This is a genomic window from Sphingomonas sp., from assembly GCF_048595155.1.
Lineage (GTDB): Bacteria > Pseudomonadota > Alphaproteobacteria > Sphingomonadales > Sphingomonadaceae > Sphingomonas_I.
Window position 1 is genome coordinate 1 of sequence record NZ_JBMDXN010000042.1, and the last position, 25,844, is coordinate 25,844.

26 protein-coding genes are annotated in these 25,844 nt (G+C 64.7%); 13 read left to right on the forward strand and 13 right to left on the reverse strand.

Annotated features, from left to right (window positions below):
• Positions 1-46 precede the first annotated feature (46 nt).
• Both ACOJSI_RS06725 and ACOJSI_RS06730 read left to right on the forward strand, forming a co-directional pair.
• A complete protein-coding gene (locus ACOJSI_RS06725) occupies positions 47-778 on the forward strand; it encodes an ABC transporter ATP-binding protein (RefSeq protein WP_420137495.1) in 732 nt (243 codons plus the stop codon).
• Complete coding sequence (locus ACOJSI_RS06730; RefSeq protein WP_420137496.1) at positions 775-3,267, forward strand: ABC transporter permease; 2,493 nt, start codon at positions 775-777, stop codon at positions 3,265-3,267. The genes ACOJSI_RS06725 and ACOJSI_RS06730 overlap by 4 nt, the downstream gene beginning before the upstream one ends.
• On the opposite strand, the gene ACOJSI_RS06735 is transcribed toward ACOJSI_RS06730, so the two are convergent.
• The 4 genes from ACOJSI_RS06735 to rpsF all read right to left on the reverse strand — a co-directional run bounded on the left by ACOJSI_RS06735 (position 3,250) and on the right by rpsF (position 5,698).
• Positions 3,250-4,308: a LacI family DNA-binding transcriptional regulator gene (locus ACOJSI_RS06735; protein WP_420137497.1), complete on the reverse strand. Its 1,059-nt coding sequence runs from the start codon at positions 4,306-4,308 to the stop codon at positions 3,250-3,252. The genes ACOJSI_RS06730 and ACOJSI_RS06735 overlap by 18 nt on opposite strands.
• A gap of 128 nt (positions 4,309-4,436) precedes the next feature.
• Complete coding sequence (gene rplI / locus ACOJSI_RS06740) at positions 4,437-5,030, reverse strand: 50S ribosomal protein L9 (RefSeq protein ID WP_420137498.1); 594 nt, start codon at positions 5,028-5,030, stop codon at positions 4,437-4,439.
• Between the two features lie 12 nt (positions 5,031-5,042).
• Complete coding sequence (gene rpsR, locus ACOJSI_RS06745; protein WP_011950937.1) at positions 5,043-5,267, reverse strand: 30S ribosomal protein S18; 225 nt, start codon at positions 5,265-5,267, stop codon at positions 5,043-5,045.
• Positions 5,268-5,281: 14 nt separating this feature from the next.
• A complete protein-coding gene (gene rpsF / locus ACOJSI_RS06750) occupies positions 5,282-5,698 on the reverse strand; it encodes a 30S ribosomal protein S6 (RefSeq protein ID WP_420137499.1) in 417 nt (138 codons plus the stop codon).
• 254 nt (positions 5,699-5,952) lie between these two features.
• On the opposite strand from rpsF, the gene fabD reads away from it, so the two are divergent.
• The 5 genes from fabD to mltG all read left to right on the forward strand — a co-directional run bounded on the left by fabD (position 5,953) and on the right by mltG (position 10,329).
• A complete protein-coding gene (fabD, locus tag ACOJSI_RS06755) occupies positions 5,953-6,888 on the forward strand; it encodes an ACP S-malonyltransferase (protein WP_420137500.1) in 936 nt (311 codons plus the stop codon).
• 10 nt (positions 6,889-6,898) lie between these two features.
• Positions 6,899-7,639: a 3-oxoacyl-[acyl-carrier-protein] reductase gene (gene fabG, locus ACOJSI_RS06760; RefSeq protein WP_420137501.1), complete on the forward strand. Its 741-nt coding sequence runs from the start codon at positions 6,899-6,901 to the stop codon at positions 7,637-7,639.
• Between the two features lie 72 nt (positions 7,640-7,711).
• The gene (locus ACOJSI_RS06765; RefSeq protein ID WP_116092040.1) at positions 7,712-7,948 is read left to right on the forward strand and encodes an acyl carrier protein; all 237 of its coding nucleotides are present in this window, start codon (positions 7,712-7,714) and stop codon (positions 7,946-7,948) included.
• Positions 7,949-8,044: 96 nt separating this feature from the next.
• Positions 8,045-9,304, forward strand: coding sequence for a beta-ketoacyl-ACP synthase II (fabF, locus tag ACOJSI_RS06770; RefSeq protein WP_420137502.1), 1,260 nt, complete (start codon positions 8,045-8,047; stop codon positions 9,302-9,304).
• A 29-nt stretch (positions 9,305-9,333) separates the two neighbouring features.
• Complete coding sequence (gene mltG, locus ACOJSI_RS06775; RefSeq protein ID WP_420137503.1) at positions 9,334-10,329, forward strand: endolytic transglycosylase MltG; 996 nt, start codon at positions 9,334-9,336, stop codon at positions 10,327-10,329.
• A gap of 42 nt (positions 10,330-10,371) precedes the next feature.
• Here mltG and argC read toward each other — a convergent pair whose 3' ends face one another.
• The 5 genes from argC to ACOJSI_RS06800 form a co-directional block, all read right to left on the reverse strand.
• On the reverse strand, positions 10,372-11,295 hold the full coding sequence (argC, locus tag ACOJSI_RS06780) for an N-acetyl-gamma-glutamyl-phosphate reductase (RefSeq protein WP_420137504.1): 924 nt from the start codon (positions 11,293-11,295) through the stop codon (positions 10,372-10,374).
• On the reverse strand, positions 11,292-12,230 hold the full coding sequence (locus ACOJSI_RS06785; protein ID WP_420137505.1) for an NlpC/P60 family protein: 939 nt from the start codon (positions 12,228-12,230) through the stop codon (positions 11,292-11,294). The genes argC and ACOJSI_RS06785 overlap by 4 nt, the downstream gene beginning before the upstream one ends.
• Positions 12,154-12,513 carry a MarR family transcriptional regulator gene (locus ACOJSI_RS06790; RefSeq protein WP_420137518.1) on the reverse strand — a complete coding sequence of 120 codons (360 nt, stop codon included), beginning with the start codon at positions 12,511-12,513 and terminating at the stop codon, positions 12,154-12,156. The genes ACOJSI_RS06785 and ACOJSI_RS06790 overlap by 77 nt, the downstream gene beginning before the upstream one ends.
• A gap of 105 nt (positions 12,514-12,618) precedes the next feature.
• A complete protein-coding gene (locus tag ACOJSI_RS06795) occupies positions 12,619-14,004 on the reverse strand; it encodes a leucyl aminopeptidase family protein (RefSeq protein WP_420137506.1) in 1,386 nt (461 codons plus the stop codon).
• A gap of 55 nt (positions 14,005-14,059) precedes the next feature.
• A complete protein-coding gene (locus ACOJSI_RS06800) occupies positions 14,060-16,270 on the reverse strand; it encodes a beta-glucosidase (protein ID WP_420137507.1) in 2,211 nt (736 codons plus the stop codon).
• 127 nt (positions 16,271-16,397) lie between these two features.
• On the opposite strand from ACOJSI_RS06800, the gene ACOJSI_RS06805 reads away from it, so the two are divergent.
• Positions 16,398-17,468, forward strand: coding sequence for a phosphatase PAP2 family protein (locus ACOJSI_RS06805; protein ID WP_420137508.1), 1,071 nt, complete (start codon positions 16,398-16,400; stop codon positions 17,466-17,468).
• Here ACOJSI_RS06805 and rimO read toward each other — a convergent pair whose 3' ends face one another.
• Positions 17,469-18,812 carry a 30S ribosomal protein S12 methylthiotransferase RimO gene (gene rimO, locus ACOJSI_RS06810; protein WP_420137509.1) on the reverse strand — a complete coding sequence of 448 codons (1,344 nt, stop codon included), beginning with the start codon at positions 18,810-18,812 and terminating at the stop codon, positions 17,469-17,471.
• A 53-nt stretch (positions 18,813-18,865) separates the two neighbouring features.
• Between rimO and ACOJSI_RS06815 the strand changes: the two genes are divergently transcribed.
• On the forward strand, positions 18,866-19,990 hold the full coding sequence (locus ACOJSI_RS06815; protein ID WP_420137510.1) for a DUF3089 domain-containing protein: 1,125 nt from the start codon (positions 18,866-18,868) through the stop codon (positions 19,988-19,990).
• Between the two features lie 6 nt (positions 19,991-19,996).
• On the opposite strand, the gene ACOJSI_RS06820 is transcribed toward ACOJSI_RS06815, so the two are convergent.
• Together ACOJSI_RS06820 and serS are read right to left on the reverse strand one after the other, a co-directional pair.
• Positions 19,997-21,127, reverse strand: a complete 1,131-nt coding sequence (locus tag ACOJSI_RS06820) for a peptidoglycan DD-metalloendopeptidase family protein (RefSeq protein ID WP_420137511.1) — start codon at positions 21,125-21,127, stop codon at positions 19,997-19,999.
• A complete protein-coding gene (gene serS / locus ACOJSI_RS06825) occupies positions 21,124-22,401 on the reverse strand; it encodes a serine--tRNA ligase (protein ID WP_420137512.1) in 1,278 nt (425 codons plus the stop codon). The genes ACOJSI_RS06820 and serS overlap by 4 nt, the downstream gene beginning before the upstream one ends.
• A 97-nt stretch (positions 22,402-22,498) precedes the next feature.
• Between serS and ACOJSI_RS06830 the strand changes: the two genes are divergently transcribed.
• The 4 genes from ACOJSI_RS06830 (at position 22,499) to ACOJSI_RS06845 (ending at position 24,733) form a co-directional block, all read left to right on the forward strand.
• Entirely contained in the window at positions 22,499-22,954 is a 456-nt protein-coding gene (locus ACOJSI_RS06830; RefSeq protein ID WP_420137513.1) for a host attachment family protein, read from the forward strand.
• Positions 22,955-23,050: 96 nt separating this feature from the next.
• Complete coding sequence (locus tag ACOJSI_RS06835) at positions 23,051-23,611, forward strand: hypothetical protein (protein ID WP_420137514.1); 561 nt, start codon at positions 23,051-23,053, stop codon at positions 23,609-23,611.
• A 151-nt stretch (positions 23,612-23,762) separates the two neighbouring features.
• The gene (gene dksA, locus ACOJSI_RS06840) at positions 23,763-24,215 is read left to right on the forward strand and encodes an RNA polymerase-binding protein DksA (RefSeq protein WP_420137515.1); all 453 of its coding nucleotides are present in this window, start codon (positions 23,763-23,765) and stop codon (positions 24,213-24,215) included.
• A 53-nt stretch (positions 24,216-24,268) separates the two neighbouring features.
• The gene (locus tag ACOJSI_RS06845; protein ID WP_420137516.1) at positions 24,269-24,733 is read left to right on the forward strand and encodes a PEP-CTERM sorting domain-containing protein; all 465 of its coding nucleotides are present in this window, start codon (positions 24,269-24,271) and stop codon (positions 24,731-24,733) included.
• Between the two features lie 472 nt (positions 24,734-25,205).
• On the opposite strand, the gene ACOJSI_RS06850 is transcribed toward ACOJSI_RS06845, so the two are convergent.
• Positions 25,206-25,844: LysR substrate-binding domain-containing protein (locus tag ACOJSI_RS06850; protein ID WP_420137517.1), on the reverse strand; the 639-nt coding region annotated here is incomplete at its 5' end.

Consider the following 25,844-nt stretch of genomic DNA (forward strand, 5'->3'; position numbering starts at 1 on the left):
GCCATGCGATGGACAAGCGTCCGCCGCGCACCATATCGCCTGAACAATGGCATCACCCGCTTCTCCGTCGTCATCGCCGCTATCGCGGATCGATAGCGCGCTTATCGATGTGCGCAACGTCACGCTGTCGCTGGGCCGCGCTCCGGCCCAGGTGCAGATCCTGCGCGGCATCGATCTCACCGTGCGCGCAGGCGAGAGCGTGGCACTGCTGGGGCCGTCTGGCTCGGGGAAATCTTCGCTGATGGCGATCCTGACCGGCCTGGAACGGCCCAGTGGTGGGCGTGTGCAGGTTGCAGGTCTGGACTTCGGTTCGCTGGATGAAGACCGTCTGGCGATGGCGCGGCGCGGCCGCATCGGCATCGTGTTGCAGGCGTTCCACCTGCTGCCGACGATGACGGCCTTGGAGAATGTCGCAGTGCCGCTGGAACTTGCCGGCGTTGGCGATGCGTTCGATCGCGCGGCGCAGGAGCTTGCCGCGGTCGGCCTGGCCGAACGCCTGCGCCATTATCCCGCGCAATTGTCAGGCGGCGAACAGCAGAGGGTTGCGATCGCACGCGCACTCGCGCCCCAGCCGATGCTGATCTTCGCTGACGAACCCACCGGCAATCTGGATACGGCGACCGGTGCGGAGATCATGGACCTCCTCTTTGCACGTCATGCCCAAGCTGGGACGACCCTGTTCGTGATCACCCATGATCCGCGTCTTGCGGAGCGGTGCCAGCGGGTCATCACTTTGGGGGACGGGCGTATCCTTTCCGATCGTTTGCACGCCGAATGACCGCCCTCAAGCTGGCATTGCGCGACCTGCGGACAGGCGGGCGGGGCCTGTGGCTGCTCGCTTTGTGCCTGTTCCTCGGCACAGCGGCGCTTGCCGGCATAGGCAGTCTGTCGGCCAGCATCACGCAGGCGCTGGATAGCCAGAGTCGGATGGCCCTGGGGGGTGATCTGGAGATGCGTGTCTCCCAGCGACGCGCGACGGTCGAGGAGGCGGCGCGCTTCGCAGCCTTGGGCAAGGTTTCGGAAACGGTCGCGATGCGGGCAATGGCGCAGGCGGCCGGTGGCGGCGCTCCGGCGCTCGTCAAGTTGAAGGCGGTGGACGCCCACTGGCCGTTGCTCGGCAGGTTCACGCTGGCCCCTGGCGCGCTGGCGGCGCGCCCCCATGGAAGGCAGGTCGCGATTGCACCGGCACTGGCCGACCGCATTGGGGTGCGGATTGGATCTTGGGTGCGCATCGGCGCCGCATCGTTTCAGGTCATCGGCTTCATCGCGAATGAGCCGGACAGGCTTGGCGAAGGGTTCAGCCTGGGGCCGACCGTGATCGTCGATGCTGCGGCGCTGGATGCAACCAGCCTGATCCAGCCCGGCAGCCTCTATGAAAGTCGCTACCGCTTGCTGTTGCCGCAGCATGTCGATGCCGCCGCGCTGGGGAAGACGCTGCAGCGGCGTTTCCCCTCGGCCGGCTGGAACAGCCGCACGCCGGAAGGGGCGACGGATCGGTTGCGCGCTACCGTCACCCAATTGGGGCAGTTCCTGCTGCTCGTCGGCCTGGCGGCGCTGGCGATCGCCGGGGTCGGCGTCGGCAGCGGCGTCAGCGCCTATCTTAGCCGGAAGACCCGTGCCATCGCCGTTCTGAAAGTGCTGGGGGCGCGCTCCGGCACGATCGCGGCGATCTTCCTGATCGAATTGGGTCTGATTGCAGGCGTCGGCATTCTAGCGGGGCTAGGGGTAGGGGCGGCGCTGCCCGCCTTAGTGGCGCGCGCTGTCGGCGATGCGCTGCCGGTCTCGCCGGAAATCGCGATCTACCCGCAACCTCTCCTTATCGCCGCCGGCTTGGCGCTGATCGTCGCCTTGCTCTTTGCGTTACCGGCGCTGGCACGTGCAAGATCGGTGCCGGCCGCCTCGCTGTTGCGCGACATATTGGCGCCACCTGCGCGGCCCACGCCGCTGACATTGCTCGGGATGGCAGCGTTGCTCTGCGCGCTGGTGGCGCTGGCGGTGCTGACCGCGACCGATCGCAGCATTGCGTTGGGCTTTGTCGGCGCCACCGGCGGGCTGATTGTGGCCCTGTGGCTGGTCGGGTTAGCCGTGCGGTGGCTGCTTGCCCGCCTGCCGAAGCCGCGCCGGCCGCTGTTGCGGCTGGCGCTTGCCAACCTGCACCGGCCGGGTGCGCAAACGGATCGGCTGATCGTGGCGCTCGGCCTGGGCTTCTCGCTGTTCGTGGCGCTGGCGGTGATCGATACCAGCCTCTCCAGCGAAATCACCCATGCCGCGCCGGCCAAGGCGCCGCGTTTCTTCGCGATCGATCTGCAACCCGGCGACGCGGCCACGTTCCGCAGAGCGATAGCCTCCGTAGCGCCCACCGCGCGGATCGAGACAAGCCCCTCGTTGCGGGGCACGGTCACCATCGTGAACGGGCGCCGGGTGGCGGACATGCGGAACCTGCCCGAGGGCGCGTGGATCTTGCGCGGTGATCGCACCCTGACCTGGTCCAGGACGGTTCCTGCTGGCAACAGGGTGGTGGCGGGGCGCTGGTGGCCGGCGGATTATCGCGGGCCGCCGTTGATCTCGATTGAGGACAAGGCCGCACAGGCTTTGGGCCTCAAGGTCGGCGACATGCTGACCATATCCGTGCTTGGCGTCGACGTGCCGGCGCGGATCGCGGCGTTGCGCAAGGTCGATTGGGGCGGGCTGGGACTCAATTTCGCGATCATCTTCTCGCCGGGCTATATCGAGGAAGCACCGCACGGGCTGCTGGCCAGCGTCTATGCGCCGGCCGATCGGGATGGGGCCATCGCGCGCGCGGTCGGCGATGCCTTGCCGTCGGTCTCGATGATCCGCACCGGCGATATCGCCACGCAGATCGGGGATATACTCGGCAATATCGCGCTCGCCATTCGCGCGACCGGCATGATCACCGTGGCGGCGGGCTTCATCGTATTGATCGGCGCGATCACGGCTTCAGGTCAGGCGCGTCGGTATGACATCGCCGTTCTCAAACTGCTCGGTGCGCGCCGTCTTCAGGTGCTGGCAGGCCAGGCGATCGAATATGCGCTGCTCTCTGGGCTGTTGGCGGGAATAGCTTTTGCGGTCGGGGGATTTGCCGGCTGGTATGTGGTCGTGAAAGTGCTGGCGCTGCCGTTCGATCCCGATCCGCTGATCGTTGCTGCCACGCTGCTGGCGGCGATCCTGGTCACGATCGGCATCGGCGTGCTTGGCAATTTGCCGACCCTGGGCACCAGGCCCGGCCGTTCACTGCGGGAGAATTGACCCCCTGGGCGGTCCGCTCGATTCGCGCAGGACGAGCTCATAGGGCAGCAGCTGATGCTCTATCGTCCGGCGGGATCCTTCCAGCATGGCGATCAGCAAATCCGCGGCAACTTCCGCCATCGTCTCCAGAGGCTGTCGAATCGTCGTGACGCGCGGCCAGACGGTGCGGGCGATCTGGCTATCATCGAATCCGACGACGGAAAGCGCCTCCGGCACCACAATTCCGCGCTCGCCGGCGACGATGATCGCACCCGTCGCCATATCGTCATTTTCGGCGAAGATCGCCGTTGGGGGATCTGCCAGGTCCAGCAGCGTCTGCGCCGCGCCTAGGCCGCCTTCGAAGGCATACATGCCGCAGGCGATCTGCTCCGGCGCGATCGATATACCCGCCTCTCGCAGCGTCTGGGTGAATCCTTCGAAGCGCGCCTTGCTGGACGGATGAACCGGATCGCCGCGGATGATGCCGATGCGGCGGTGGCCAAGGCCGATCAGATACTGCGCCATATCGGCTGCGGCGGATCGATCGTCGACGCCGACGGAGGGGGCCAACGCATCGATCCCGGGGTGCGGCGTCGGGCCGATGCGGACGAGGGGTATGCGCGCCGCAATCAGGCCATTTACAATATCCATATTGTCGCAGATCGGCGAACTGAGGATCACGCCGCCGATGCCGGTCGAGCGCACCAGCGCAACGGTCTGGATCGCCATGCGGGCAGAATCCTCGCACGGCATCACCAGCAGCCGCCATTTGTCCCCCCGCAGCCGCTCCAGCGTGCCGCTTTGCAGTCCTAAAATGTAATGACCGCACGGATTGTCGTGCAGGAGCCCGATCAATTGGGATCGGCCGCCAGCCAGACTGCGCGCGGCCATGTTGGGATGATAATCGAGCGCGGCGCCGATCTGCAGCACATGGCGCCGCGTTTCCTCACGCACATTCGGTTCGGCGTTGAAGACGCGGGACACCGTTTTGATCGATACGCCCGCCGCCAGGGCTACATCGGAAATCGTCGTCGGCGGACGTGGCGGGCTCATATCGTTCATGATGTTCTATGCCCGCTGGGCATTCCCCCGATCGCTGCGGCCCCGCACCGAAAGATATCAACTCTGTACAAATTAAAAAGGCCGCCCGGACGATGTCCGGACGGCCTTCTCGTTGCTTTCGAAACAGATCAGGCTTCGTCGGCGCGATCGGCAGGAGCCTCGGTGGCAATTTCACCAGGCTCGGCATTCGGATCATAGGCTTCCGTAAAGCCTGCCTCGTCGCGCTCGAACATCTGCGCCATGACGTCGACGCCCTGGGCTTGCAGCTCGGCTTCTTCAGGCGAACGCGCGACGTTGACCTTGATCGACACCGAAACTTCCGGGTGGAGGGCGATCTTCACACTGGTGACGCCAATGGCCTTGATCGGCTTGTCCAGCACGATCTGGTTCTTGGCGACCTTGGTGCCGTCCTCAGCCAGCAGCTCCGCTACGTCGCGGGCCGAAACCGAACCATAAAGCTGGCCGGTGTTCGACGCCTGACGGATCAGCCTCAGCGTCTTGCCGTCGATGCCCTTCGATGCCTTCTCCGCATCGGCACGGCGCGAAGCATTGTCCGCTTCGATCTGTGCACGATTGGCCTCGAAGACCTTCTTGTTGGCGTCGTTGGCGCGCAGCGCCTTCTTGTTGGGCAGAAGATAATTACGTGCGAAACCGTTCTTCACGGAGACGACGTCGCCGATGGCGCCGAGCTTCTCGACGCGCTCAAGCAGGATCACGTCCATGCGTGTCGCTCCTTACTTAACGATGTACGGAAGCAGCCCGATGTGACGGGCGCGCTTGATCGCCTGGGCGAGTTCGCGCTGCTTCTTGGCGGAAACCGCGGTGATGCGGCTGGGGACGATCTTGCCACGTTCGGACACGAAGCCCTGCAGCAGACGGACGTCCTTATAGTCGATCCGGGGAGCATCCTTCGCGGAGAAGGGGCAGCTCTTGCGGCGGCGGAAAAAGGCACGGGCCATGTTGCTCTACTCCCTTACGCGGCCATGTCGTCGCGGTCGTCGCGACGCGGACGGTCGCCACGCTCCGGACGATCGCCACGGTCGCCGCGACCACGCTCGCGATCGCGCTCGCCACGACGCATCATCGCCGAGGGACCATTTTCGTGCTCGTCGACACGGACGGTCATGAAGCGGACGATATCTTCGTTGATGCCAAGCTGGCGCTCGAGCTCGGCGACCACGCCGGTCGGCGCGTCGAATTCGAGCATCACATAATGCGCCTTGCGGTTCTTCGCGATGCGATAGGCGAGCGAACGCAGGCCCCAAGTCTCGGTCTTGACGACCTTACCCTGACCATCGGTAATAATCTTGCTAGCGGCTTCCGCCAGCTGGTCCACCTGCGCCTGTGCCAGATCCTGGCGCGCAAGGAACACGTGCTCGTAAAGAGCCATGTGCTATATCTCCTGCCGATCGCTGACGCCGCCCCATGCGACGCCCCTCCGGCTGTCTTGCAAAAGTAAACCGGGCGAAAGGCATGCGCCTTCGCCCGGATCGGCGCCCTATGCCGCAAGATCGGGCAGAGGGCAAGTCCGTTCCGGTCCGGCAATCGGGTTGCGTCGGTGGCGGCCTTTCCTCTACCTGCGCCACGAATTTGGCAAGGCGCCGCGGCAAGTCGGCAGACCGGGCCGGCGCGATGGAGCAGTTGATGCGGGCATTTCTCTTTCCCGGCCAGGGTAGCCAGGCCGTCGGCATGGGCGCCGATCTGGCGGCGGCGAGCCCGCACGCCCGCGCGGTCTTCGAAGAGGTCGATGACGCGCTCGGTCAAAGCCTGGCACGCATCATGGCGGAGGGCCCCGCCGAAACGTTGACCCTCACGGCAAATGCCCAGCCCGCAATCATGGCCAATGCGATCGCCACGTTGCGCGTGCTGGAGAAGGAAGGCGGCGTCCGGCTGGCGGACAAAGCGGAGTTCGTCGCCGGACACAGCCTTGGCGAATATAGCGCGCTGTGCGCGGCCCAGGCGTTCGATCTCGCCACCACGGCACGGCTGTTGAAGCTGCGCGGGCAGGCGATGCAGGCGGCCGTTCCAATCGGCGCGGGCGCGATGGCGGCCTTGCTGGGCGCGGATTTCGAGCTGGCCGAAGCGATCTGCGCGGACGCGGCGCAGGGGGAGGTGTGTCAGGCGGCGAATGACAATGGCGGCGGCCAGGTCGTGATTTCCGGCGACAAGGCGGCGGTCGAGCGGGCGATGGCCCTGTCCAAGGAACGCGGCGTCAAGCGGGCCGTCCCCCTTGCCGTGTCGGCCCCTTTCCATTGCGCCCTGATGCAGCCTGCGGCGGATGCCATGGCGGCCGCGCTGGCCGCCGCCGACGTGCGCGCACCGCTCGTCGCGGTCTACGCCAACGTCACGGCCGCACCGGCTAGTAACCCCGATACGATCCGCGATCTGCTGGTGCGGCAGGTGACCGGCACCGTGCGGTGGCGCGAAAGCGTCGAGGCGATGTGGGCGGCCGGCGTCACCGATTATGTGGAGTTCGGCGCCAAGGTTCTCGGCCCCATGGTTAAACGGATCGCCCCCGACGCGACCGTGACCAGCGTGATCACGATGGCCGAGATCGAGGCGCTGGCAGCAGCCCTTTAAGGAGAAAATGATGTTCGATCTGTCAGGAATGACGGCGCTGGTCACGGGCGCGTCCGGTGGGATCGGCTCCGCCATCGCCAAGTCGCTCGCGGCGCAGGGCGCGACGGTTGCGCTGTCCGGAACCCGCCAGGACGCGCTGGACTCCGTGAAGCAGGAGATTGGCGGCAACACCGTCACCGTCCCCGCCAACTTGGCCGATGCGGAGTCGGTGGAAGCGCTCGTTCCCGCCGCGCTGGAGGCGTTGGGGGGCAAGCTGGACATCCTCGTCAACAATGCCGGTGTCACGCGCGACAATCTGACGATGCGCATGAAGGACGACGAGTGGGATCAGGTCTTGTCCGTCAACCTGGAGGCGGCGTTTCGCCTGATCCGCGCCGCCAGCCGCCCGATGATGAAGGCGCGGTTCGGCCGGGTGGTGTCGATCACCTCCGTGGTCGGCTGGACGGGCAATCCGGGCCAGGCCAATTATGCCGCGTCCAAGGGCGGGCTGACCGCGATGAGCAAGGCGCTGGCGCAGGAATTTGCGAGCCGTAACATCACCGTCAACTGCGTCGCGCCCGGTTTCATCGCCAGCGCGATGACCGATGCGCTGAACGAACAGCAGCGTGCGACGATTTTACAGCGCATCCCGGCCGGCGATCTGGGCAAGGGGGAAGACATCGGCGCTGCAGTCGCCTATCTTGCCAGCCGCGAGGCCGGCTATGTGACCGGCCAGACAATCCATGTTAATGGCGGCATGGCCATGCTCTGACGCCCCCCTTGCGGGACCATTCCCGCAATTGTAGGGCAGCGCCAAATCGAGACCTAGGGAAGGTAAAAACACATGAGCGACACCCCCGATCGCGTGAAGAAGATTGTCGTCGAGCATCTCGGCGTGGAACCTGAAAAGGTCACGGAAGATGCAAGCTTCATCGACGATCTCGGCGCAGACAGCCTCGACATTGTCGAGCTGGTTATGGCCTTCGAGGAAGAGTTTGGGGTCGAGATCCCGGACGACGCAGCCGAGAAGATCACGACCGTCAAGGACGCGATCAGCTACATCGACGCACATAAGGGCTGATCTGCAAGGGGCTGAGCCCTTTGCCTGAGGCCAAGCGGCTCTCCGACCCGGTGTCGGGGGGCCGCTTTCGTTTTGAGATATGAATAGGAGATCGCCATGCGGCGCGTGGTTGTGACCGGACTTGGGCTTGTAACGCCGGTAGGTGCCGACGTTGAGACCGCCTGGACCAACATCAAGGCCGGCAAGTCGGGCGCGGCGCGGATCACACGCTTCGATCCGTCCGATCAGAAGTGCACGATCGCATGCGAGGTGAAGCCTGCCGATCACCCTTGGGGGTTCGATCCGGGCAAGCGCGTCGATCACAAGGTGCAGCGCCAGGTCGATCCGTTCATTGTGTTCGGCATCGATGCTGCCGGCCAGGCTTATGAGGATGCCGGTCTCGGTGAGCTGACGTATGAGCAGAGCTGCCGCGTCGGCTGCATGATCGGTTCCGGTATCGGCGGCTTGCCCGGCATCGAAAGCGAATCGATCGTCCGGCATGAGAAGGGGCCGAGCCGCGTAAGCCCGCACTTCGTGCATGGCCGCCTGATCAATCTGATCTCCGGTCAGGTTTCGATCAAATACGGCCTGCGTGGGCCGAATCACGCCGTCGTCACCGCCTGCTCGACCGGCGCCCACGCCATTGGCGACGCCGCGCGGATCATCGCGGCGGACGATGCCGACGTGATGCTGGCCGGCGGTGCGGAAAGCGCGATCTGCCCGCTCGGCATCGCCGGCTTTGCCCAGGCGCGTGCACTCTCCACGGGCTTTAACGACGCTCCGGAAAAGGCGAGTCGTCCCTATGACAAGGATCGCGACGGCTTCGTCATGGGCGAAGGCGCCGGCATTGTCGTGTTGGAGGAATATGAACATGCCAAGGCACGCGGCGCGAAGATCTATGCCGAAGTGATCGGCTATGGCCTGACGGGCGATGCCTATCACGTGACTGCACCGCATCCGGAAGGGGACGGTGCTTTCCGCTCGATGCAGATGGCGCTGCGCAAGGCAGGGCTGGAGCCCAAGGACATCGACTATATCAACGCCCATGGCACCTCTACCCCGATGGGGGACGAGCTCGAGCTGGGTGCCGTCCGCCGCCTGTTCGGCGATGCGATGCAAACCGTGTCGATGTCGTCGACCAAGTCGATGATCGGCCACCTGCTCGGCGGCGCCGGCGCGGTCGAATCGATCTTCTGCATCCTGGCACTGCGCGATCAGGTCGCGCCGCCAACGATCAATCTCGAACATCCCAGCGACAGCTGTGCGGGGGTCGATCTGGTGCCGAACGTCGCCAAGGAACGGCCGATCAAGGCGGTGCTGAACAACAGCTTCGGCTTTGGCGGCACCAATGCCAGCCTGGTGATGCGCGCCATTTGATCCGGATTGCAGGGACGCTAGGATAGGCCGTGGCGAAACGTCGTTCATCTGCGAAGCGTGGCGGCATTGGCTGCCTGGTCCTGCTTATCCTGATCGTCGCTGGGGCAGGGTGGCTCACGGTTCACCGCAATTGGACGGGGGCCGGCCCGGCCGAGCGGCCGACCGCCGTGGTCGTGCCGCCGGGCGCCACCCTTGCGGCCGCCGCGCGCGAGCTTGAAAAAGTCGGTGCGGTCCGATCGACCACAGGGTTCCTGCGGTTCGCGCGGCGCTTCGGTTCTTCGACGCCGATCAAGGCGGGCGAATATGAAATCCCGCCGCACATGAGCGCGCGTGACATCCTGGCACTTCTTCAGAGCGGCCGCACCGTTCAACGCCTTATCACCATCCCGGAAGGCATGCCGTCGATCGAGGTATTCGAACGGATTGCGCGCGAAAAGCTACTGACGGGCAAGCTCCCGATCCCGCCGGAAGGATCGGTGCTGCCTGGTACCTACAGCTTCCAACGCGGCGAGCCGCGCCGGGCGGTGTTGAAGCGCATGCAGGATGCGATGACGCAAACGCTCAACCAGCTCTGGATGACGCGTAAGGCCAACAGCGTCGTCGGCTCGAAGCATGATGCGCTGACACTGGCCTCGATCGTCGAGAAGGAAACCGGCGTGCCGGAAGAACGCACCATGGTTGCGGGGGTCTATTCGAACCGTCTGCGCCTTGGCATGCGCCTGCAGGCCGACCCGACCATCATCTACCCGATCACCAAGGGGAAGCCGCTCGGCCGCCGCATCAAGCTCAGCGAGGTGCGCGCGCAGAACGACTATAACACCTATTCCATGGCCGGCCTGCCGATCGGCCCGATCACCAATCCGGGCAAGGATTCGATCGCTGCGGTGCTGGCGCCGGCGAACACCCAGGCCCTGTATTTCGTCGCCGACGGCAAGGGCGGGCATGTGTTCGCCAATGATCTGAAGGATCACAACGCCAACGTGCAGCGTTATTACAACCTTCGCAAAGCGCAGGGCGCGCGCTGACCGGCGAAAGTGAAGCCGGTCGCGTGCGACGGCCAAAGACGTCTAGAGGCGCAGGCCTTCGATTTCGGGCAGGCCGGCCATCAGGTTGAGGGTCTGGACCGCGGCGCCTGCGGCGCCCTTGCCCAGATTGTCGAGCGCCGCCACCAGCCGCGCCTGACGATTGGCCTCGTCGGCGAAAACGAACAGATCCAGCCGGTCCGTCCCTGCCAACCGCTCAATCGCGAGCGTCCCTTCGTCATAATCCCCAACGACGCTGACGATCGGAGAGCCGCTATAATGCGTGCTCAAAGCATCGCGCAACGTGGCGGCGCTCGGGGTGCCGGGCAGCCTTTCGAGGTGCAGGGGAACCTCGACGATCATGCCGCTGAACAAATTGACCACCGCCGGTGCGAAGAGCGGCGCGATCGTGAGCCCGCTACGCTCCCGCATTTCGGGCACATGCTTGTGGTTCAGCTTGAGCGCGTAGCTGCGCCACGCTGTGGGCGCTCCACCGCGTTCGAACTCCGCGATCATGCTCTTGCCGCCGCCGGAATAGCCGGAGACGGCATTGCAGGTCAGCGCATAGTCGCTGGGGATCAGGGCCGCCGCGACCAGCGGCGCAACAAGAGCGATGAAACCGGTCGAATAGCAGCCCGGATTGCTGGCGCGCATGGCCTTTGCGACGGCGTCCCGACCTGAGATTTCAGGAAAACCATAGATCCAGCCGGGCGCAACCCGATGCGCGGTCGATGCGTCGATCACGCGCGTTGTGTCATTGTCGATCAGGGAGACGGCTTCGCGTGCGGCCTCGTCGGGAAGGCACAGAATAACGATATCGGCCGCGTTCAGAGCTTCGCGGCGGGCGTCGGCATCCTTGCGCTTGTCCTCGGCCAGCAGCATCACGTCCACGTCGTGGCGTCCCGCAAGCCGCTCGCGTATTTCCAGGCCGGTCGTGCCGGCAGCGCCATCGACGAAAATCTTGGTCATATGCTGATCCGCCTGCGCGCGGTGATCGGGTGGTCATGAAGCGGCTGAAGCCGCGCTGTCACGTCCGCCAGCGGTTCGATGACGGTCGCCATCCAATAGGCATTGGCGTGGATCAGCCGCTCGCCGTCCACCATCATGCCGACATGGCCGGGGAAGAAAATCAGGTCGCCGCGCATGGGTGTCGCGTCGCCGTCCAGCAAGGTGCCGAGCTGATCGCGCTGCATGTCGCTGTCGCGCGGCGCGTCGAAGCCTGCCAGCTCCAGTGCGCGCTGTACCAGGCCGGAACAATCGATGCCATCCGCACCGCGTCCGCCCCAGCGATAGGGCGTGCCGATCAGACTTTCCGCGACAGCCGTCGCGTCCGGCGCTGTCACGTCCAACGGGGCCGCGTGGCGCGCATGAATATAGCCGTCGACGACGCGCAAAAAGCCATCCTCTTCCTCCGCGGCGATGCGGGCGCCGATCGACAGCGTTCGTACGATCGGTGCCTTGATATCGGGATTGGCAAAGACAAGCGCGAGTGGCGCTACGATGCGGTGGGTCGGCGCTGCCATGGCACCCAAAGCCGCGGCAGGGACATAGCCGACATAATCGTCATGGGCGCATCGCCCCCAGGCCCAGTCGCCGGCTTTGTCGATCAGGGCAAAGCCCTCGCCATAGACAAGTTGGGACGTCGCCGGCGCCTGCTCCGATGGGCGTGCCCGCACGATCACGGAATCGACGACACAGCGGCACGGCTCCGCCCGTGCATAATGCGGGGCGAAGAGCAGGCCGGCCAGCTCTACGTCCGCGATATCGGGTCGGTAGGCATGGATACGCGGGTCGAGGCGGCGCGACGGCCCCTCGAGCCGGAAACCTTCAGGCCGCGGCGTGGCGCATTTGGCGCGTGAGGTGCGCGGGCGTGTCGCCGTCGATGAGTCCGCCGAAACCTTCAAGGAATTTATGCCCCATATCCGTAGGCGCGATGAAAATGTTGCGTCTGTCGGCCTCGTCGCGCTCGCGGCGCAGATAGCCGAGGGCGCCAAGCGTGTTCAAGGCGCGCGTGACGACCGGTTTGGATACGCCCAGAGATTGGGCCAATCCCCGCACGGTGTGCGGTCCGGGAGTTAAATAAACCAGCAGAAGCAACGCCATCTGCCGATTGGTAAGATCGGGCTGGCCAGACCGGACATAACCGACCAGCGTCTGCATCCACCCCGCCAGGGTCGTGTCGTGCATCATGACCACGCCTCACTCGATGCTTAATTGCTTCGTTGGCGGGAAAACACGCGGACGCGCCGATTCGTTTCATCGGCGGGCAGTATTTACACCTAATGTCAGGGATCAACGTGGGAAACGCCCCTGCAAAAGCGCCCACGCCGCGCGCAGCCCCAGCGCTTCTCCGCCCTTCGGCCGCCCCGGCTTGGCGGTCGGTCGCCACGCGAACGTGTCGAAATGCGCCCATGGGGTCTCAGCGGCGACGAACCGCTCCAGGAACAGGGCGGCCGTGATCGTGCCGGCAAAACCGCCGCCAGGCGCGTTGTTGATATCCGCAATGTCGGATTTCAGCATCTCATTATAGGGGCGCCACAATGGCAACCGCCAGAGGGGGTCGTCCACCCGATCACCGGCTTCGATAAGATCCCGGGCAAGCACCTCATCATTGGCAAAAAGAGCGGGAAGGTCTGGGCCCAGCGCTACCCTCGCCGCACCGGTCAGGGTCGCGAAGTCCAGCATCAGGGTGGGTGCCTCCTCGCCGGCACGCGTCAAAGCGTCGGCCAGGATAAGCCGGCCTTCGGCATCGGTATTGCCGATCTCGACATGCAGGCCCTTGCGGCTCGTCAGAACATCGCCGGGGCGGAAGGATTCTGCGGAAACGGCATTCTCCACCGCCGGGATCAGCAGGTGCAGGTGGACGGGCAGGCGGGTCGCCATGATGAGCCCGGCCAGCGCTATGGCATGCGCCGCGCCGCCCATATCCTTCTTCATCAACAGCATGCCGCTGCCGGGCTTGATGTCCAGGCCGCCGGAATCGAAACAGACGCCTTTGCCGATCACGGCAATGCGGGGATGAGCAGGATCGCCCCATTCCACCTCGATCAGGCGGGGCGAGCGTGCCTTGGTTGCGGCGCGCCCGACCGCATGGATCATCGGATAATGATCGCGCAACGCATCGCCCTGCGTGACCGAAAAACGGGCTCCATGCTTGTCGGCGACAGCCTTTGCGGCATCCGCCAATTCCGCCGGTCCCAGGTCACCCGCGCCGGTATCCACCAGATCCCGTACCAGCCCGGTCGCTTCGGCCAACCGAACAATCTCATCAATCCGGGCCGGTTCGGATGTCAGCAAAACCCGCGCCCCGATGACCTCCGGCTTTTCCCGGTAGCGGTCAAAACGATGCTGGGCGAGCAGCCAGCCCAAGGCACAATCGCCAGGCGCACCTTCCGCCAGCCGATAGGTGCCTTCGGGCAATTTTGCGGCGGCCGCAGCCAGGCACCAGAGCCGGTTCTCCGGCTCGACGCCGATCGCGACGCTCCACTCTTCCGGTGCCTCCCCCGGCAGGATGACCACGCTGTCCGCCTTTCCCTCGAAGCGCGCCGCCTCAACCGCGGCGCGCGCGCGGGGCGGCTGGAGGGTCAGCCACTGCGTGAATTCCGCGTGCGGCACGAGCATCAGGGTGCGGGCCGATTGGCCACGGTCGGGGCTGATCAATGCGGAGAAGTCGGTCATCAGGTTGCGCTGCCAGAGATAGGCCGGCGCCTCAAGCCGTCCGATCTCCGGCCCCTCACGGCTTCATCGTGGATCCCGTCATGGTCGCGGTCGCGCGCGTGCCCAGATGGGCGGACGAGGTACCCAGCCCGACCTCATAGCGTCCCGCAGGAATGCGCCAGAGATGCGCTTTGTCGTCGAAACGCGCGAGCAGGCGTCGGTCGGCCGTCATCGTGACCTTCCTGCTCTCGCCAGGGGCGAGCGCAAGCTTCTCCCAGCCGATCAGCCGCAATTCAGGCGCGCCCGCCAGTGAGGTCAGATACACTTGCGGCACGTCCTCACCGGCAACTCTGCCGTCGTTGCGGACTGTGAAGGAAATCGAAAGCTCCGATCCGCCGCGTACCGCCAGATCCGAATAGGAAAATTGGGTGTAGCTCAGCCCAAAGCCGAAGGGGAAAAGAGGCTGTAGCTTCTGGCGGGCATACCAACGATAGCCCACGTCCGCGCCTTCGCGATAGGACAGCGGTATCGGCCTGGTGCCGAGTGGCGGTCGTTCGCCGGTAAGTCCGGCGCCTGCAGTGGTCGGGCGGGGCAGTTGCTCGATGCCGGCGGGAAAGCTGACGGGCAGCCGGCCCGAGGGGTTTGTCCGTCCGGTCAACACGTTGGCGATGGCGGGGCCGCCGCGCCCGCCGGCATACCAGGCTTCTACCACAGCGCCGACTTTATCGAGCCACGGCATCAGCACGGGGCCACCCGTTTCCAGCACGACCACGGTGCGCGGATTGGCCGCAGCGACAGCGGCGATCAGCGCATCCTGACCGCCGGGCAGGGAAAGATCCGGTACATCATAGCTCTCTGTGGTCCATTGCGTCGCGAAGACGATCGCGACGTCGGCTTCGCGAGCAAGCCGTTCCGCATTCGCCGGATAGCGGCCGTCGTCTACGATCAACTCCGCATCCGGCAGGATCTGATGAAGACCTTCGAGCGGCGAGGAGGGATGGTATACCATCAGTCGCGGCGAGCCGAGCACGCCGGTTCCCATCACCGGCATTTGCAGGCCGGGTCCTTCGATCGCGATGGTCTGCGACGATCCTCCCCCGGACGGCACGCCGAACTGCGCCTGGCCGCCGATGATCGCGATCTTCCGAGCATTCTGGAGTGGCAACAGGCCGGCCTGGTTCTTCAGCAGCACGATGCCGCCCTCTGCTACCGCCTGGGATGCCTTGCCGTTGGCCTGGTAGTCGATCGGGCTCAGCTTGGCGGGGCGATCCATCACGCCGACCGCGAACAGCGTCCGCAGGATGCGGTGGACCATATTGTCGAGCCGGGCACGGTAGGCGGGATCCTTGCGCACCGCCTCCGCCAGCGGCGCGCCGAAATAAACCTCCCGATCCAGTTGCTCGCCGGATTCCTGATCCAGCCCGTTCATGGCGCTGGCGGTGCTATGCACCGCACCCCAGTCCGACATGACCCAGCCCGCATATCCCCAATCGCGCTTCAGCACCTGATTGAGCAGCCAATCGCTGTCGCATGCCTGATGGCCATTCACGAGGTTATAGGCGCACATCACCGATCCGGGCCGGCCGGTTTCGATCCCGATCTGAAAGGCAAGAAGGTCGCTTTCCCGCGCCGCGGCATTGTCGATCGTCGCATCGACGAAGAAGCGTGCGCTTTCCTGGCTGTTGAACGCGAAATGCTTGATCGTGGAGACGACGTTTTGGCTTTGGATGCCGCGGATCGCATCGCCGGTCAGCAAGCCGGCCAGCAGCGGATCTTCCCCGGCATATTCGAAGGTACGGCCGTTACGCGGCTCGCGCATCAGATTGATGCCGCCCGCGAGCAGCACGTTGAACCCTTTGCTCCACGATTCATTCCCCAGCGCCACGCCCGATTGATAGGCAAGGGCGCGGCTCCAGGTGGCGGCCATGGCCATGATCGACGGGAAAGCGGTGGCACCGTCTCCGGGGCGGATGTTGCCGGGATTGGTGACCCCGACGCTCGCATCCGCTTCCTGCAGATCCGGGATGCCGAGCCGCGGCACGCCGGAAATGAATCCCGCCGATCCCAGTGCGCGTTCCGGTTTGGGTATACCAAGGCGGGCGCGCCCCATCGGTCCATGAACCAGCGTAAGCTTCTCGTCCGTCGTCATTTGCGCTTCCAGCAGGCTTGCGCGTTGATCGGGATCGAGCGTCTTGTTCATCCACGGCGGGGATGCCGCGGTTGCCGCCGTGGTCGACGCAAGGAGCATCGCCAATATTGCGGTCTTGGCCTGGAGCGTCTTTGTCATACATCCTCCCGTTCGATCGCCGGTCGCATGCACGATCGGGAGCCGCAATACGACCTTGATCGCAGCAATCCGCCGTTCAGGCCGCCAGTCTTAGCGATCCTATAGTCCTTCTTTCGAAGATCCGAATTTGGCTGCGAAACCCGACAAGCAAGTGTTTGAACTGCCCGGTCATTGGCTGGTCGTGGCGATTGGCGCGAGCCTGTTCGTCGTGCTGTTGCTGATGGCCGGGGTGCAGGTGGAGATCGATCCCGCCGACGGGGTGGATCGCCTGTTCGCCGTGATCGCCGGCACGGCACTGGTGGCGCGTTTCGCACTGCGGCCTCGCCAATCGAAGGCTCAACGCATCGCCCGGGATGCCATTGATCATATCGGTCTCTTCGCGCTGGTCTGTCTGGTGGGCGCTTTGGCGAGCTATCCCTTGGCAGCCTATACGAGCGGCTTCGATGACGTCGCGCTAGAGCGGATCGACCGCCTGATGCGCTTTGACTGGCTGGCCTGGTATGCGTTTGTGGCGGCGCACCCGGCGCTGCAACTGGGCGAGGGCATCGCCTATCAGAGCATTTTCGTGACGCCGGTCATCTTGCTGGGGTATTTCGCGGTAACCGGGCGGCGTGCCGAGGCGCGCATGTTCATCGCCTCCTTCTGGCTGGCGGCGTTGATCACCTTGCTGCTGTTCACGCTCACGCCGGCGCAGGGCCCGCTCGCTTATATGTGGCGCGGCCATATTCCCTATATGCCCAGGAGCGCACTCTATCAGTCGGAGCTCATCCCGCTTCTGCGGTTGCATGAGGTGCATAGTGTGGCCGTCACGTCGCTGCATGGCCTGGTCTGCGCCCCCAGCTTTCATACCGTCAGCGCGGTTTTGTATATCATCGCGGCCTGGCCGATCCGGCAGCTGCGCTGGCCGATCCTGCTGCTCAACGTCGCCATGCTGCTGGCGACGCCGGTGGAGGGCACGCATTATCTCACCGACATGCTGGCCGGCGCTGTAGTCGCGATCCTGGTGAGCGCCGTGATGCAGAGGGGGCTGCCCAGCCTGGTCGCGGAACGGCGCGCCCTGCAGCTCGATCCTTTGGGCAGCTACCTACGTCGTCAGCGCGATGACGACCTCATCCATCTGCTTGCGCAGGAACCCAGCAGCGGGCCGCGCGCGCTGGCGATCCTGAAGGAGATCGACCGACGCCACCTCGACGATTGATCAGGCGACGGCGCCGAACAGATCGTGCTCGTCCGCATCCTCGATATGGGCCCGTACGACATCGCCCGGCTGCAGCCCGCGCGTGTCGCGCAGATGGACTTCGCCGTCGATCTCGGGCGCATCCGCCTTTGATCGTCCGGAGGCGCCGCCTTCTTCATCGACGGCGTCGATGATCACGTCGAGCGTCCGGCCGATCTTGGCCTGCAGCTTGGCGGCGGAGATGGCCGCGGTCCGCTCCATCAACCGGGCGTAGCGCTCTTCCTTCACCGCCTCCGGCACCTGGCCAGGCAGGTCGTTGGCGGCCGCACCCGCCACCGGTTCGAACCGGAACGCGCCGACGCGGTCGAGCTGTGCCTCGTCGAGCCACTGCAGCAGATAGTCGAAATCCGCCTCGGTCTCGCCCGGGAAACCCACGACGAAGGTGGAGCGGATCGTGATATCGGGCGCGATGCTGCGCCAATTGCGCAGCCGCTCCAATACCTTGGCGTCGTTCGCCGGCCGCTTCATCGCCTTCAGCACCGAAGGCGCCGCATGCTGGAACGGGATGTCCAGATACGGCAGCACCAGCCCATCCGCCATCAGCGGGATCACGCGATCGACATGGGGGTAGGGATAGACATAGTGCAGCCTGACCCACGCGCCGAGCTGGCCCAGATGCCGCGCCAGATCGGTCATGTCGGCACGTATCTCTCCGCCCTGCTTGAGGGGGTAAGAGGCGTAGCGCAGGTCCAGCCCATAGGCAGATGTGTCCTGACTGATGACCAGCAGCTCCTTGGTGCCGGCAGCGACCAGCTTCTCCGCCTCACGCAGGATGGCGTCCGGGCGGCGGCTGACCAGATCCCCGCGCAACGTCGGGATGATGCAGAAGGAACAGCGGTGGTTGCACCCCTCCGAAATCTTCAAATAGCTGTAATGCTTGGGCGTCAGCTTGAGATCGCCGCCGGGCGCGGCCTGCGGGACCAGATCGAGATATGCCGATGGCGGCACCGGCGCCGCTTCATGGACCGCGCCGACGACCTGCTCATACTGATGGGCGCCGGTGACGGCGAGCACCTGCGGGAAGCGCGCGCGGATGACCTCGGCGTCCTGGCCCATGCATCCGGTGACAATGACGCGGCCATTTTCCGCGATCGCTTCCCCAATCGCTTCCAGGCTCTCTTCCTTGGCCGAATCGAGGAAGCCGCACGTGTTGACCAGGACGACGTCGGCGCCGGCATAATCCGGAGACATGCGGTAACCGTCGGCACGCAGCTTCGTGAGAATGCGCTCGCTATCGACCAAATTCTTGGGACAGCCGAGCGACACCATGCCGACCTTGGGCGGGGAGGGGAGAGTAGTTGCCATGGGGAAGCGCGCCACATAGCGTGCGCGCGAGCAAATTACGAGAGGGACGCTGCATGCGCCTGCCGGTTTTGATCTTGAGCACACTCATCTCGATCGCGCCGGCGGCGGCGCAGATGCCGGTCGTGCCCGTTCCAACCACGCTGCCGCCGCATGGCGATACGCCGCCGGTCGACTATGCGCAGGCCAATAACTGGATCTGCCGCCCAGGCGTCGACGACGGTACCTGCTCGGCCAATCTCGATGCGATGCGAGTCGATGCAGCCGGCACGCGCCAGCCCGTGCCCTATGTCGCCGCGAAGGATCCGCCGATTGACTGTTTCTACGTCTATCCGACCGCCTCGACCGACCGGACTTTGTACAGCGATCTCGTCCCGGATGCCGAGGAAAAGCGCTCGGTGCACGGCCAGGCGGCGCGATTAGGCGCGGCATGCAGGGTGTTCGTACCCGCTTATCACCAGCTTACCATCACGGCGTTGCGCTACATGATGGCGCAAAGTGCGGCCGCCAAAGCCCCGCCCAAGCTGGATTTCGATACGCCATATCGCGACATTCTTGCGGCTTGGCGCAGCTATATGGCGCGCGATAACCATGGGCGCGGCGTCGTTTTGGTGGGGCATAGCCAAGGCGCGATCATCCTCAAGCGCCTGATTGCCGAGGAAATGGACGGCAAACCCGCCCAAAAACAGCTGGTAGCCGCCTATCTTGCCGGCAATCCAGACCTCGATCAGCGCAGTTTCAAGCACATTTCGGCGTGCAAAACGCAGGATCAGAGCGGCTGCGTGGTCGCTTGGTCGACCTATTTCGCCGATTATGAGGGGCCTCGCACCTTCGGCGGAACGACCGCCGGCGCGCCCTTATGCGTCAATCCAGCTGCTGTCGGCGGCGGTCGGGGCGCGCTGGACGGCTTCCTCGGCAAGCCGAGCTTCGCCCCGCCGAACGACCCGCCCGCGGTCGAAATGGCGGGCCAACTGAGCGGCGAATGCGTCAGCGATGACAAGGGCGCCGTCCTGCGCGTGCGGGTGGAGCCGGGCAAATATGCCGATCTGCTGCGGCAAAGCCTGCAACGCTATAGCCCGGCCCCGACCTGGGGCCTGCATCCTCTGGATATCAGCTTGGTACAGGGGAATATGATCAGCCTGATCCGGCACCAGACGAAGGCGTGGCAGACGCAGCGTTAGGATCGACTAGCGGTCATTCGCGTCCGGATTGGCCTCGCTCTGGTCCGAACGAGCGGCGCTGCCGTCGGTGCGTTGCTTGGGCAGCAGGCTCATCGGATTGACGGGTTTGCGGCCGCGCAGCACCTCGAAGAAGGTCTGCGGCTGATAGACGCTGGTTCCGCTCAGGCCGACTTGCGCGATCGGCTGGCCGATTTTCACCGATTGGCCGCGCTTGACCAGCAGCTTGTCGGCATTGCCGTAAATGGTGACCCAGCCATTGCCGTGACGCAGCAGCACGACATTGCCGAAGGCGGGGTGCTGGCCGACCCAGATGACGACTCCGTCGGCGGCCGCACCGATCGGTCGGCCGAAGGGGGCGGCGATGGCGATGCCGTCGCTGCGGCCGCCATTCTCCATCGGCCCGTAGCGGCGGATCACCTTGCCCTGCACCGGCCAGGCGAAGCGGCCGCCGAAATCGACCACCGGATCCGCTACGGCCGTCGTCGGAGACAGGGTGCGCGCAGGGGAGGGAGTGGGTGCGGCAGGCTTGGCTTGAGGGGCAAGGGCCGGCTCGCTGCCGGTCGCGATGTCGGTTAGGTCGATCTTGAACGCGGCCGCGCGCTGTTCCAGCGTCATCTTGGCGACTTCTTTGGTGGCGGGTAGCAGTAGCCGTTCCCCCTCCCGCAACATATAAGGTTCTTCGAGATGGTTGAGATCGACGATCCGCAACCATTCGACGCCATAAGCGCGTGCGATGGCGATGCCGCTCTGGCCTTTGCGGACGACATGATAGCGGCCTCCCGCGATCTTCAGCTTCTGCCCGGGGCGCAGCCGGAAGGGGGGATCCAGATCATTGTCGTGGGCGATGACGTTGGCGCTTCCCCCGGTTTTGCGAACGATCGCCAGGAGCGTGTCGCCGGGCTGCACGACATAGGTTGATTTGGGAATTTCGACGGCATCGGGCGTGACCCTGGCCACATCCCAGACCGCTTTCTGACCGCCGGCGGGCGTAGGATCAGCTAGGGCAGGTCTGGGAGACGGCTCATCGAACAGCTTACGTGGGACGAATTTGGTCGTCGACGGCTGGGTAGCCCGCTTCTCTGACGCAGGCGCGGCGGCGATCAACCCGATCGAGAGCAAGGCCGCCGCGCCCCTCATGCCGGCAGCAAGACCTCCAGCCCGCCCATATAGGGTTTGAGCACCTCCGGCACGATAACCGAGCCATCCGCCTGCTGGTAATTTTCGATCACCGCGACCAGCGTGCGTCCGACCGCCAAACCCGACCCGTTCAGGGTGTGGACGAAGGCGGTACCCTTGCTTTCGGCGAGTCGATAGCGCGCGTCCATTCGGCGTGCCTGGAAATCCCCGCAATTGGAGCAGCTGGAAATCTCACGATAGGTCTGCTGGCCCGGCAGCCACACTTCGAGATCGAAGGTCTTGCGCGCGGTGAAGCCCATGTCGCCGGCGCAGAGCAGCATGCGGCGATACGGAAGATCCAGCGTCTCAAGGATCGCCTCGGCGGCGCGCGTCATCCGCTCATGCTCCTCATCGGACGCATCGGGCGTGGTGATGGCGACTAGCTCGACCTTCTCGAACTGATGCTGGCGGATCAGGCCGCGCGTATCGCGTCCGGCCGCGCCTGCCTCGGACCGGAAGCAAGTGGTCAGCGCGGTGAAACGCTGCGGGAGGCTCCCTTCGTTCAGGATCTGCTCGCGCACGATATTGGTCAGGCTGACTTCGGCGGTTGGAATGAGCCAGCGACCGTCGGTCGTCTTGAACAGATCTTCGGCGAATTTGGGCAACTGGCCGGTGCCAAACAGCGCCTCATCGCGCACCAGAACCGGCGGTGCCGTTTCCTGATAGCCATGGACCGCGGTCTGCGTGTCGAGCATGAACTGGCCGAGCGCGCGGTGGAGGCGGGCGGCCTGGCCGCGCAGGACGGTGAAGCGGGCGCCGGACAAGCGCGCGCCGGCTTCGAAATCCAGCCCCAGTGCAGGGCCGATATCGGCATGATCGCGGGGCGCAAAATCGAACTCGCGCGGCGTGCCCCACCGCTTCTGCTCGACGTTATCAGATTCGTCCTCGCCCGGCGGTACGTCGGCGGCCGGGATATTGGGAAGGGCGGCCAAGGCCATGGCAAGGGCATCCTCCGGTCCGGCTGCCTCGCTTTCCAGCGTTGCCAGCCGATCCTTGATGCCGGCGACCTCCGCCATCAGCGCCTGCGCAGTCGCTTCATCGCGGGCGGATTTCGCCTTGCCGATTTCCTTCGATGCTTCGTTGCGGCGCGTCTGCAAAGCCTGTGCCTCGCTGATGCGGGCGCGACGCTCCTCGTCAAGCTGGAGCAGACCGGCGGCGGAGGGGGCAATGCCCCTCTGTTGAAGACCGGTATCGAAGGCGGCGGGATCTTCGCGAATGGCTCGGATGTCGTGCATGGCCGGGTAATGACGGCGGGTTGCGGCGCGTGCAAGCCTGCAACCCACAGCGCCGAACGCGCGTTGGCTGGCCGAAACGAGTTAAGGAGGTTGAAGCATGCGCATTCCCCACGACGCCTACGTCCTTGTCGCCGACGGTGCGAAAATGCTGTTCTTCCGCAACGAAGGCGACGCCGAAAACCTGAATCTGTTGGTCGTTGCGGCGGAACAACAGCCCGATCTCGCGGATCGCGACATCAAGACCGATACGGCCGGCCAGAAGCCGGCGGGCGGCGGTAGCGGCGGATCGACAGCGGGCGAGGCGGATTTCCACCAGCAGGCCGAAGATCGGTTTGCAGCCGAAGCAGCGCAACGGATCAATCGTGGTGCGCTCGAAAATGACTTCGAAAAATTGGTGATCATAGCATCGCCGAAAACATTGGGCGAGCTACGCAAGCATTTCCACAAAGAAGTCGAAGGAAAGATCATCGTGGAGATTGCTAAAGATCTCACGGGACATCCGGTGGATAAGATCGAATCCATTCTGGAAAAGTATGCAGAATCCAACGGCTGATCCCGCTGCGGCAACGACTTATCCCGTAACTGCAGCGTTACAATCTTCTATTCCTATGTTGGCTGAGCTTAGAGATTCCTATCGGGAGACAGCATCATGAAGTATCTTTCTTTGATCATGGTTGGGTCTGCGATGCTTGCGGCCCCGGCATTCGCACAGGCGCCTGCGTCCACCACTGCGCCGGCAGGCGCAGCTGCTGCTGCACCGTCAGCCGCCGCCGATGTTACGGTGGGCGCCACCGTCAACGACAATACGGGTGCGCCGGTTGGCACGATCGAATCCGTCAGCGGCGGTAATGCGGTTCTTTCGACCGGCACCGCCAAGGCATCGATCCCGGTCGCGTCCTTTGCCAAGGGACCGAACGGTCTGATCGTCGGCATCACCAAGGCGGAGCTGGAGGCGAAGGTTGCGCAGGCAACGACGCCCACGGAGATTGCGGTTGGAACGGCCGTGTCCGATCCGCAGGGTGGTTCGGTCGGCAAGGTTGAAGCCGTTTCGGGGGATCTGGTGACCGTCGCGACCGCGAGCAGCAAGGTTCAGGTCCCGAAAAGCGGTTTCGCCAAAGGGCCTAACGGCCTGGTGATCGGCATGACGGCGGCACAGCTGGACGCAGCGGCCAAACAGTCCGCGCCGGCTGGCGGCGCTGCCGGAAAATAATATCCACAGCTTAATGTAGGTTCAGGCGGCGCACGACATTTTGTTGTGCGCCGCCCGCTTGTTAGGCCGGTCGCTCCCGCGTATAGGCCCGCCCAGGGCAGACGGGGCGGGGGCCACGGCCAACGTTCCGCAAAGTCGGGTGAGTACTCACATGGCTACGGCGGCTAAACGTATCGACGAGCAGGATAACATGGGGGGCGTTGATCAGGACTATCGACCAAGTGCGGCCGAAGAGTTCATGAATCCACGCCAACAGCAATATTTTCGACGAAAACTCCTCGATTGGAAGGAGTCCATTCTTCGCGAATCACGTGAAACGCTCGCGCAGCTTCAGGTGGATTCGCTGCGAGAGCCGGACGTTACGGACCGGGCGTCGTCCGAAACGGACTGGGGCATCGAGCTGCGCACACGGGATCGCCAGCGCAAGCTGATCAGCAAGATCGAAGCCGCGATCCGCCGCATCGACGAAGGCGAATATGGCTATTGCGAGGTGACGGGCGAGCCGATCTCGCTGGCCCGGCTGGAAGCGCGGCCGGTCGCGACGATGACGGTCGAGGCACAGGAGCGGCACGAGCGCAACGAAAAGGTCTCGCGCGAGGAATAGCCGCGGGAAGCGTGATGGCCGGAACTGGGCTCGCATCCATGGGTTCGCCAGGGATGCAACGCACAGACATCATCCGCCCCGCACAATTCGCCGGTATTGGCCTCATCGCTGGTCTGGCCGGCACGGCGGCGATGTCGCTGAGCCAGGCCATCGAGATGCGGCTGACGAAGCGTGCCCCTTCCGCAACCCCGGCAAAGGCGGTGGAGGCTGCCACGGGGGTGGATGTGCCCGGCGACAAGGACGAGGCGCGTCTTTCCACCGCAGCCCATGTGGCGTTCGGAACGGGCCTCGGTTTGGGTCTGGCGGCGATCGAGAAGGTGCCGGAGCCATCGCGGGTTGCGCTGTTCTTCCTCGGATCCTGGGGCACCGGTACGGCGCTGATCACCGGCCTGGGTGTGTCGAAGCCGCCCACGGAGTGGGATCGGACGGAACTCGCCACGGACCTTGTCCATCACGCGGTCTATGCGGGCAGCGCGGCACTTGCATTTGCCGGCCTACGCAGACTGGCCAGCATATAGGCAGCGCGTTCTGTGCCGGCTGACCCGCTTCCTTGCGGCTGCCTCGCGCCGTTAGGGCTAGTGATACCTTTTCTGCTCGATGAAGCTGACGGGAGTGGTCGAGCGTGACGCTCGACCGGCCTTGTTCGTAAGCTGGCGCGATAGATCGAATGTGCGATGACGTGCCTGATGATGGGTTCGTCTCGACCGAAAAGCGTTGTCGACCACGCTCCGGGCGGCACTCGACCTGTAGGGCGCACCGCCAGCAGGCTAGCGACGTGGGCGCAGCCTTAGTGAATGCGGCCGTGGTGGGCGGGCTGATGCTCGCCCTCTACGATCTTCTCTGGACGAGTGGTGTCCGCTCCCTCTTTGCCCGCGCATCTTGCTTGTCGTGGGTTGGTGGTCATTTCCGGTACGGCAACCCTTATCACCTGATGGCAAGCGTCCGGAGATGAGGAGCGAATTGAGAGCGCCGAGCCTACGTGATGGGCATTCAAGCGTGGGCTGAGGGGTCGGCAGAGCGCAGGACGTCGATGAAGGCGCGAAGCGCTGCGGGTGGGTGCCCGTTGCGGCTATAATAGAGACAGAGGCCGGGCAGCGGTGGTGTCCAGTCGGACAGCAGCAGAACCAGCCGCTTATCCAGCAGCGCGGCGCGGGCGTAGGATTCCGGGACGAAGGCGATGCCAAGTCCGTCGATGGCGGCTTCGGCCATCAGGCTGTTGTTGTCGAGCGTGAGGGCGCCGGCCACGTCGACGAGAATGTCTTCGCCGCTTTTCGTAAACTCCCACCGATAGGCTTTCCCGCTGGGAAGACGCTGACGGATGCACCGATGGTTGTGGAGATCCTGCGGCGTGGCGGGTTCGCCATGTTCAGCGATATAGGTCGGCGCCGCGACCGCGACGAACCGCGCATCCCCGCCGAAGGGCACGGCCACCATGTCCTGCGGCACCGCTTCGCGCAAGCGCACCCCGGCGTCGAAACCTTCTGCTACGATATCGACGAGCCGTCCGTCGGTCAGCAATTCTAGCGTCACGCGCGGGTGCTCGCGGTGAAACAGGGGCACGATATGGCGCAGCAGCCAGCGGGCGCCACCCTCATTGGCGTTGATTCGAAGCAGGCCGCCGACGCCGGC